9 protein-coding genes and 1 tRNA gene are annotated in these 8,199 nt (G+C 68.6%); 4 read left to right on the top strand and 6 right to left on the bottom strand.

Going from position 1 to position 8,199, the window contains the following annotated elements; genetic code table 11:
- Window positions 1-114: 114 nt before the first annotated feature.
- Window positions 115-450 (bottom strand): hypothetical protein, encoded by a 336-nt coding sequence (locus ACFV6D_RS04455; protein ID WP_380558333.1) that lies wholly within the window; start codon window positions 448-450, stop codon window positions 115-117.
- A gap of 362 nt (window positions 451-812) precedes the next feature.
- Here ACFV6D_RS04455 and ACFV6D_RS04450 point away from each other — a divergent pair, with 362 nt between their 5' ends.
- On the top strand, window positions 813-1,946 hold the full coding sequence (locus ACFV6D_RS04450; RefSeq protein WP_380558330.1) for a hypothetical protein: 1,134 nt from the start codon (window positions 813-815) through the stop codon (window positions 1,944-1,946).
- A gap of 390 nt (window positions 1,947-2,336) precedes the next feature.
- Here the strand turns inward: ACFV6D_RS04450 and ACFV6D_RS04445 are convergent, their stop codons facing one another.
- Window positions 2,337-3,167 carry a GntR family transcriptional regulator gene (locus ACFV6D_RS04445; RefSeq protein WP_380558327.1) on the bottom strand — a complete coding sequence of 277 codons (831 nt, stop codon included), beginning with the start codon at window positions 3,165-3,167 and terminating at the stop codon, window positions 2,337-2,339.
- Between the two features lie 148 nt (window positions 3,168-3,315).
- Between ACFV6D_RS04445 and ACFV6D_RS04440 the strand changes: the two genes are divergently transcribed.
- Window positions 3,316-3,459 carry a hypothetical protein gene (locus ACFV6D_RS04440; RefSeq protein ID WP_380558324.1) on the top strand — a complete coding sequence of 48 codons (144 nt, stop codon included), beginning with the start codon at window positions 3,316-3,318 and terminating at the stop codon, window positions 3,457-3,459.
- A gap of 133 nt (window positions 3,460-3,592) precedes the next feature.
- Here ACFV6D_RS04440 and ACFV6D_RS04435 read toward each other — a convergent pair.
- Window positions 3,593-3,673 (bottom strand) — tRNA-Tyr (locus ACFV6D_RS04435).
- Between the two features lie 216 nt (window positions 3,674-3,889).
- Here ACFV6D_RS04435 and ACFV6D_RS04430 point away from each other — a divergent pair.
- The gene (locus ACFV6D_RS04430) at window positions 3,890-4,378 is read left to right on the top strand and encodes a YajQ family cyclic di-GMP-binding protein (RefSeq protein ID WP_063348915.1); all 489 of its coding nucleotides are present in this window, start codon (window positions 3,890-3,892) and stop codon (window positions 4,376-4,378) included.
- Between the two features lie 78 nt (window positions 4,379-4,456).
- Here ACFV6D_RS04430 and ACFV6D_RS04425 read toward each other — a convergent pair whose 3' ends face one another.
- From ACFV6D_RS04425 to ACFV6D_RS04415, 3 genes are all read right to left on the bottom strand, one after another.
- Window positions 4,457-5,008 (bottom strand): hypothetical protein, encoded by a 552-nt coding sequence (locus ACFV6D_RS04425; RefSeq protein WP_380558322.1) that lies wholly within the window; start codon window positions 5,006-5,008, stop codon window positions 4,457-4,459.
- A 137-nt stretch (window positions 5,009-5,145) separates the two neighbouring features.
- Entirely contained in the window at window positions 5,146-5,637 is a 492-nt protein-coding gene (locus ACFV6D_RS04420; RefSeq protein WP_380558319.1) for a hypothetical protein, read from the bottom strand.
- A 42-nt stretch (window positions 5,638-5,679) separates the two neighbouring features.
- On the bottom strand, window positions 5,680-6,333 hold the full coding sequence (locus ACFV6D_RS04415; RefSeq protein WP_380379395.1) for an ArsR/SmtB family transcription factor: 654 nt from the start codon (window positions 6,331-6,333) through the stop codon (window positions 5,680-5,682).
- A gap of 180 nt (window positions 6,334-6,513) precedes the next feature.
- Between ACFV6D_RS04415 and ACFV6D_RS04410 the strand changes: the two genes are divergently transcribed.
- Window positions 6,514-7,854: an MFS transporter gene (locus ACFV6D_RS04410; RefSeq protein WP_380558316.1), complete on the top strand. Its 1,341-nt coding sequence runs from the start codon at window positions 6,514-6,516 to the stop codon at window positions 7,852-7,854.
- Window positions 7,855-8,199 lie beyond the last annotated feature (345 nt).

The following is an 8,199-nucleotide window of genomic DNA, read 5'->3' as shown; positions in this document are numbered from 1 at the left end:
TTGTCCCTTCCACTTTTCCTCACCCACCACCCCCCCCCCCACACCCCAAACACCCCACTGCGCGTCCCCGCCCCGCGCTCTCCGCTGCCCGGACCGGCCCTTCTGTGTTCCTGATCACGCTCCGCCAGCCGGGTTGCCGACGCCGAGGTCGAGCCGGGCCTGCGAGTGGTAAGCGTTGAGCAACTCGATCAGGACGGCACCGTCGGGCACGCCGGCATCCTCGCGGGCAGCGACCTCGGACTCCCACAGCGCGGCGTTGACCGTCTTCGCCGCCTCCACCGCGGCCGGACACGCCAGCAGGACGAGCGTCTCGAAGAGCGCCGACCGCTGGATCTCCGCCTGCTCCATCGTGGCCAGGAACTCTGCCCGCGCCGTCGACCCCGCCTCGGCGTCGACGGCCCGCTTGGCCACCGCCGCGATCTCCTTCACGCAGGTCGCGTCACTGCTCACCTCGCCCACCCAAGTAGAAGAGAGCGGCTACTGCGAACACGGCAAAGCCCATCACTCGCAAGTCCTCCGCAGAACGCCCGTTCGAAATGCCAGCCACCAAAACTGTCATTGTGACATATGCCCAGCTTCGTCCTTTATTCGCCATTTCCAACCATTCATGACTCTTATCACGCTTATGCGTTTAGCCGCACTTGGGCTACTTCAATCAAACGTGTCCGAGTACGACGTGGCGAGGCGGACGGACACCTTCGGCAAAGCCCGGACGCCCAGCAGGGCTGTGACCTAGAGTTTCTTCACTATCGCCGGACATCTACGGACGAGTCCGGACACTTACGGACGGCTGCGGACGGGTGGGGAACCTCATGAACGCCGATATCGCCGAACAACTTCGCAGCCTGCGTCTCAAGGCAGGCAGCCCCTCCATCAGGGAGATCACTCGGCTGATCGCCAGCCAGGGGAGGAAATACCAGATGGCAAGGTCGACGGTTCAGGACAAGATATCCGGGAAAAGCCCCGCAACGGCCTCTCAGGTTCTATCCATAGTAGAGGCGCTGGCAGAATATGCCAGATCTACAGGATTTCCACTTGCGCCCAACGAATACGACACCAAAGCCTGGAGGGATAGGGCCACGGAAAATCAGGAGACGCGTCTGCCAAAATCAGCCGAAGCACCCCCCAAGGGCTCGACCGACAAGACGCATCAGTCCGCCCTGGACCTCGCGCCATTTCGCCACGCAGGAATGGACGACATAGTCCTACTCATCAAGGAAACGCCATCAATCGAAGCATTCAAATGGCTTCCGCATGTCATAGAGTCCATGAGGCAAGTCCAAATGGACACCTCAGAACTGTTGCAGCAGATAGCCAAGGACGCGCCAGAGAATCTCATTCGAAACATATCGGCCCTCCATGAGAAATTCCCCCCAGAGGAGCCGGATCCCTCACCGTGGTCCACGGGCGAGGTGCGCATTGATCAGAGCATCAACAAGCTCCTAGTGCACTCGGCACGGCAGCACTCGCCCACGCATATTGCTCCGATCATTGTCGGACTACGCAGGGCTCACATGGGAGCCTATGCACCCTACTTCATAAAGTGGACCGCAACATGGCACCTCCCAAAAACCCTGAGGGATGCCGCCAACCGACTTCGTTCGGCAAGCCTGGCAGTCGACGCCCGGCTGCTCTACAAGCTGGTCGGTAAGCACCGATCCGAAAACCACGTTTACGACGTAGTCCGACTCCTGGATGCCCTCAAAGAATCCGACGATCGAAACACCATCCTGAAGGGCGCGGCAGAAACAGGACCCGTTAGGATGGCAACGATTGCAAGGCAAGCCGAAGACGAATCGCCAGAAATTCGAGAGGCGATACTGGCAGCCATGATTTCCGGAATCCCCTACGGGATGCACGAAAAATACGCCGAACACTTTGACAGGATAGATCTAAAAGAGCTCTCGAATCTGGCGCATGCAGCAAACGATGAGCCGCCATTCTAGCCTGGGGAACTGTTAAGTGGCGCAGCACCCTCAAATTCGACGGGCGGCCTCATCCGCCCTCAGGCCTGAAATAGGTATACGGCTAGATGGAAGATCTGCCCCCCCCCTGAAGGGTGAACCCATTGGACGCCCTAATCCACCTGTCGATCAGGCGACCCCTTCAGCAACAAGCTGCATAGAGTCCACAACAACTACGGCTCCACCAGCCGCTAGCTTGGTATCCTTCCCAGGTTTGTTGGCATAGCCGATTGTAGGGATGCCAGCCGCGTCTCCCGCTTCTACACCCCGAACCGCATCTCCGATGAAGATGCAGTCAGACCGGGCCTTCGAAGTCGAGGAGCACGTGCTTCACCGGCCGCAGTACGTCGGCGAGTTGCTGAGGTGTGGCGGTCATGGCTGCCGCTCGTAGGCGATCGTGCTCCACACGCTGTCGAGCCACATCTGGGCCTGCTGGACGTACTGCGATCCGAGCGAGGCGTCGTCCGGGCCGGCGGCGTGGTGGAACAGGGTGGTGTCCTTGCCGGTGACGTCGTAGAAGGTGTGGGCGGTGTCGTCGATCGCCACGGTGCGCTCGCGGAGCGGGTAGAAGCCGAAGAGCGCCTCCGACCGGTTCAGGATGTACAGCTTGAACAGGCTGGACGCCCGGTGCACCTTGACCTGGACGCTCGCCTTCTGGACCAGGCCCAGCTCGGCCAGCATCTCCACCGAGTGCGCGATGCCGACGGCGTTCGTCAGGGCGATGTTGCGGGCGCGCTGCCGGAGGGCGGCTTCGTCCTGGAGCCCGTCGACGAGCACTGGCACGGCCATCGGCGCCGTGGTGTCCGGTAGCAGCAAGCGGACCGTGATGGACTCCGGGGCCAGCCGGCCGGAGCGAACCTTGTCGAGCGGCTCCTGCAGCGCGTTGTGCAGCGTCTCGCTGGAGAACCCGGCGAAGTCGAGGGTCACCTGCTGCTGCTCGAAGGCCGCTTCGAGGTGAGGCCGCAGCCCGACCGGCCGGGAGGTGCGCTCCCGCACGAACGAGCCGCTCCCCTGCCGAGTCACGATCAACCCCTCGGTGCGGAGCAGGTCGAGCGCCTTGTCCATCGTGCCGCGCGCCACGCCGAAGTGCTTCGCCAGCTCGGGGTCAGAGGGCAGCTTGTCGCCGGTCTCGAAGCCCGGCTTCTTCATGAGGATCGAGGCCCGCAGAGAGCTGCCGACCTGCTGATACGGGGGCGAGGTCATCCGGGTCTAGAGGGGTCGTCTGGCAGCGGGCCCAGGCCGAGGTGCTGGCGCCGGCCGACTGCGCGACGAAGCTCGGCAAGCGGCCGTACGACCTGCGGCACGCGGGGATCTCGCTCGGGCTGAACTCCGGAGTCGGCCCGACGGAGGCGTGGCCGTCATGCTGCGGGTCTACGCGAAGTGCCTGCACGGCACCGTCGAGTACGCGAACGAGTTGATCTCGAAGCGGCTCAACCCGAACCGTCCGGCGCCGCCGGCCCTGGATCCTGGTCCGCAGCTGGTCCGAATGCGCTGATCAGCGCTGGGATTCGGGCGGAACAGAGTGAGACAAGCCACTCAAATGGGGCGCCGCTCGTTCCTCGCTTCAAGAAAACGAAGAAGGGCCCGCAGTCTGCGTTTCCGCAGATCACGGGCCCTTCTCTATCCTGTGGCTGGTGCAGGGTTCGAACCTGCGTAGCTTGCGCGGCAGATTTACAGTCTGCTCCCTTTGGCCGCTCGGGCAACCAGCCAGGATCTTGTCCCCCGGGGCGTACGCCCCGTTCGACTTCGTAAACAATACCTGATGCCGGGGGGTGCTCCGCCACTCGATAGGTCACGTGATGATCAAGGGCCACGGCGTGGCTGTCGGGGGCGGGGGCGGGGTGCCGCTGGATAGGCTGGGGAGGCGGACGCCCGGTGGGGCAGGCCGTGCCAGTGAAGCCAGAACATCAAGGAGACCAACACCCATGGCCGACTCCAGTTTCGACATCGTCTCGAAGGTCGAGTGGCAGGAGGTCGACAACGCGATCAACCAGACCTCCCGTGAGATCGCCACCCGTTTCGACTTCAAGGGCGTCGGCGGCGAGATCAGCCGCTCCGGCGAGAAGATCGAGATGAAGGCCAACGGCGAGGAGCGCGTGAAGGCCATCCTGGACGTCCTACAGGGCAAGTTCATCAAGCGCGGACTGTCGCTCAAGGCCTTGGACGCCGGTGAGCCGCAGCTGTCCGGCAAGGAGTACAAGATCTTCGCGGACATCAAGGAGGGCATCTCCACGGAGGATGCCAAGAAGGTCGCGAAGATCATCCGTGACGAGGGCCCGAAGGGCGTCAAGGCTCAGGTCCAGGGCGACGAGCTGCGGGTCAGCTCGAAGAGCCGCGACGACCTGCAGACCGTGCAGGCCCTGCTCAAGGGCAAGGACCTGGACTTCGCGATCCAGTACGTGAACTACCGCTGACCCCTGGAGGGTTGTGCGGAAGGGCCCCGCCCCCGGGAGTTTGAGCTCCCGGGGGCGGGGCCTTTCGCGTGGGTGGGGTCAGCCGGCGGCGGGGTGGGGGTGGGTGGCCGTGGCGAGGGCTTGGGCCTGGGCGCGCAAGGTGGCGAGCTGGTCCAGCAGAGTGGCCGGGCCGGAGGTCTTGGCCCGGGTCGGGGCGGTCGCCGTCAGGGCGGCCGGGAGCTGGGCGATCAGGCTCTGCAGGGTGGCCTGAAGGGTGGCGACGAGCTGCTGGACGGCTGCGGGGTCGGGGGTGGTGGACGTGGTCTCCGCGAGCAGGCCGGCGATCTGGTTGATGACGTCGCCGAGAATCCCGAGGGCCGCGCTCGGGTCCGGGGTCGCGGGCAGGGCCGGGGCGGCGGGCACCGGGACGGTCGGCAGGGCCAGGTCGGCGGGCAGGGCGAGGTCCGCCGGCAGGAGCGGGGCGGAGACCGCCACGTCGGCGGGCGCCGGGATGGCGGCGGGGTTCGGGGCGGAGGCGAGGGTGGTACGCGAGGCCGCGGCTTCGTGACCGGCGGCGGTGGCGGACGCCGTGGTGACCACGGTCAACGCGAGGGCCGCGATCAGCGCGGCGACCATCCGGGTGGCACGCATGGGTACTGCTTCCTCTCAAGTGCGAGTCAGGCAGGATCGCCTGCTCCACACGGTGGGGCAGCATTCCTGACGCAGCCACCGCAGTTACGCCGAACGGCGCGCGGCAGCTGGCCGACGATGAGCCACCCGACGACGGGTCAGTCGGCCGCCGCCCAGCCGCTGGTGCCGCGGTGGGCGGACAGGCCGACGGACGCGAACTCGTCCACCCGGCCGGCCTCGGTGCGGGCGCCGATCCGCCGCAGGGCGCGGGAGATCGGGGAGCCCTCGGGCGGGAAGGGTTCGAACTCGCCCTTGGTGAGCGGGCCGAGGACGATCCGGCCGTTCTCCCAGACGGCGGCGCGCTGGGTGCCGCTGCCGCCGAAGTACTCGGCCTCGATGCAGGCGATCGGGCCCGCCTTGGACCAGGCGGCCAGCCGGAGTTCGAAGCCGCCCGGGTGCCAGCCGAAGCCGGCCGCCTCGGCGGGCTTCGTCGAGCCGCCGTCGGTCTGGAGGGCGGAGAGCACCGCGGGGGTGACCGGTATCAGGGCCAGCCCCTGCGCCAGCGGCACCACCCGGGCCGCCGAGGTTTCTGCCGCGGCCACCGCCAGCAGCTCGAATGTTCCTATCAGGGCCTGGAGTTCATAGGACATGCCGGTCATCGTGTCCCACCGCACCGACAGTCGGCGCGGAGTTTATGATTCCGTGCCCGGCTGGAGTCCGTAGAGCAGGGTGAAGACCGTCACGTCCACCGCGTCCTCGGCCGTGCTGGGCGCTTCCGCGTTCAGTTCGTCGATGACTGCGGCGAGTTGGGTCCGCAGCCGGATCAGCCGGTCCGGGCTGAGCCGCAGCGTCGAGTGCACGAACAGACCGGGCGGCCCGACCGATCCGTCCCGGGGCGAGCTGAAGTCCAGCCGCCCGCCGAGGACCTGGGCCCGGAAGTCGCCGCGGACCCGGTCGATGGCGGCCAGGATGGCGTCGTACGCCTCGGAGCGGCCCGGGGAGTCGGCGGTGAACATCTCCGGGGCGAGCCTGATCGACTCCTGCGCGGCGGCGTAGCGGCTTTCGACGATGCCGGAGACCAGCCGGGTGCCGGCCACGATGACCAGCCCGGCCTTCTCCAGCTGCTTGATGTGCCGGTAGAGCTTGGTCTGCGGTTCGCCGAGCGCGGCGGCGATCTCCTTGGCGGTGAGCGGGCGTTCCTCGCCGGATTTCAGGGCGCCGAGGATGGCCAGCCGCAACGGGTCGGCCAGTGCCTTGAGCACGGCGACGTCGGCCACCTGGCGTTCCTTGACCCAGGTGGTGGGTTGCTCGCCGCCGTCGGCGGGTTCCAGATCGTGCTCGGCCACGGGCACCACCTTGGCAGATCGGTCGCGCCGCACGCAATCACGCTCCGGTGAGCGCTCACCCTTGCGCAACCAATCATGCTTCCGACATCATTCACGGCAACATGAATGATGTCGGAAGCGCGAACGGCGGGGTGGGTCATGGCGGGGAACAGAACGGCGGCTGACGAGTCGAGGACGACGGTGAAGGCAGGGAAGACGGCGGAGGCCGGGGCGGCCACGCCGCCCGTCCCGCTGCGACGGAACCTGCGCTTCCAGGCGCTCTGGGCCGGCCAGGCCGCCGCGACGCTCGGCATGCGGATCGGCGACACCGCCTTCCCCCTGCTGGTCCTCGCGCTCACCGGTTCCTCCACCGCCGCCGGGGCCTTCGGGGCCGTACAGATGGTCACGACCCTGCTGCTGGGCGTCCACGGCGGCGTGGTCGCCGACCGCCTCGACCGCCGCCGGGTGCTGATCGCCTCCGACGCCGCCCGACTGCTCGTCACGGCGACCGTCCCGGTGGCCATGGCCTTCGACCGGCTGACCCTGGCCCACCTGCTGCTCGTCGCCGCCGCCGTCGGGGCGACCATCGCGTACAGCGGCCCGATCCGGCTGCTGGCGCTGCGCTCGGTGGTGGCGCCGGAGCAGCTGCCGCAGGCGCTCGCCCAGGACGAGGCCCGGATGACCGGGGCCGCGCTGGCCGGTCCGCCGCTGGCCGGCTTCCTGTACGGGCTCGGCAGCGCGGTGCCGTTCCTCGGCACCGCGCTCGCCTCCCTGCTCGCGCTGGTGGCCGCGCTCGTGGTGCGCTTCCCCGGCCGCCCCGCCCCCGCACAGCCGAGCGGCGAAACCGACGCGCAGCCGAGCGGCGAAGCCACCGCACAACCGAACCGCGAACCGGGCGGCACGGAGCCGGCCCCCGAGTCCGGCGGCGCCCTGGCCGGGTTCCGCCTGCTCGCCGCCTCCCCGCTGCTGCGCTCCGCCCTGGCCGTCCTGCTGGTGGTCAACCTCGCCGGGACGGCCCTGATGCTGCCGGTGATGGTGCTGCTGCGGGACGGCGGCACGGGCAGCGCCGGGATCGGCCTGGCGCTGGCCGGCGAGGCGGTCGGGGCGCTGGCCGGAACGGTCCTGGTGTCCCGGCTGCACCGGCTGGCCGGGCCGGGCGTCCTGCTGCTGGTGGTGGCCTGGACCGCCGTGCCGGTGTCGCTGGCACCGCTGCTGCCGGGCGGGGTGGTCACCGTGTTCGCCGCGCTGTTCGTGGTGGGGATCGGCGTTCCGGCCCTGCGGGTGATGCTGGACCTGCTGGTGTTCCGGCAGGTACCGGACGAGCTCCGCGGCCGGGTGATCGCGGCGACCATGACGCTGCTGACCGCGGGCATGCCGGCCGGGACGCTCGGCAGCGGCCTGCTGCTGGACCACCTCTCCCCCGCCGTCGCGCTGGCCGCGATCAGCGTCCTGCTCGCGGCCGCCCTGCTGCCCGCGACCGTGAGCCGTACGCTGCGTCGCGCCGCCTGGCCGGCCCCTCAGGATCCGGCGGCCCGCCCCTGACAGTCGCTCACCCGCGCGGGTGCACGCCGCATGCGGCGTCCTCGGCAACCGGGTGAACTGGCCGGGTACGGCCCGCCCCGGGGCCCTCCCGGGCGGCGTCCGCGCCCGGGGCGCCTCCCGCCCGGACGTCGCGCAGCCGACCGGGGCCGTACCGGAGGAGGACAGATGGGTTCCACGGACGCGCCCTCGCCCGGCCGGGGCGGCCCCGGCGAGGCCGCTGCCCCCGACGGTTCCAGCAGGTCCGGTGACCCGAGCGACCCTGGTGAGCAGGGAGACCCCGGCGGCCAGGGAGGCCCTGGTGACCGGGGGAGCCCCGGTGGACCGAGGAGCCCCGGCGCCCCGACC

The organism is Kitasatospora sp. NPDC059812 (genome assembly GCF_042732075.1).
In the GTDB taxonomy this organism is placed as follows: domain Bacteria; phylum Actinomycetota; class Actinomycetes; order Streptomycetales; family Streptomycetaceae; genus Kitasatospora.
This window is presented reverse-complemented; position numbering and strand designations above follow the sequence as displayed.

Excerpts from the sequence above, each read along its gene's own strand:
- ACFV6D_RS04425 (WP_380558322.1), bottom strand. The coding sequence starts at position 5,008 with ATGCGTGCCACCCGGATGGTCGCCGCGCTGATCGCGGCCCTCGCGTTG.
- ACFV6D_RS04445 (WP_380558327.1), bottom strand. The coding sequence starts at position 3,167 with ATGACCTCGCCCCCGTATCAGCAGGTCGGCAGCTCTCTGCGGGCCTCG.
- ACFV6D_RS04430 (WP_063348915.1), top strand. The coding sequence starts at position 3,890 with ATGGCCGACTCCAGTTTCGACATCGTCTCGAAGGTCGAGTGGCAGGAG.
- ACFV6D_RS04450 (WP_380558330.1), top strand. The coding sequence starts at position 813 with ATGAACGCCGATATCGCCGAACAACTTCGCAGCCTGCGTCTCAAGGCA.
- ACFV6D_RS04420 (WP_380558319.1), bottom strand. The coding sequence starts at position 5,637 with ATGTCCTATGAACTCCAGGCCCTGATAGGAACATTCGAGCTGCTGGCG.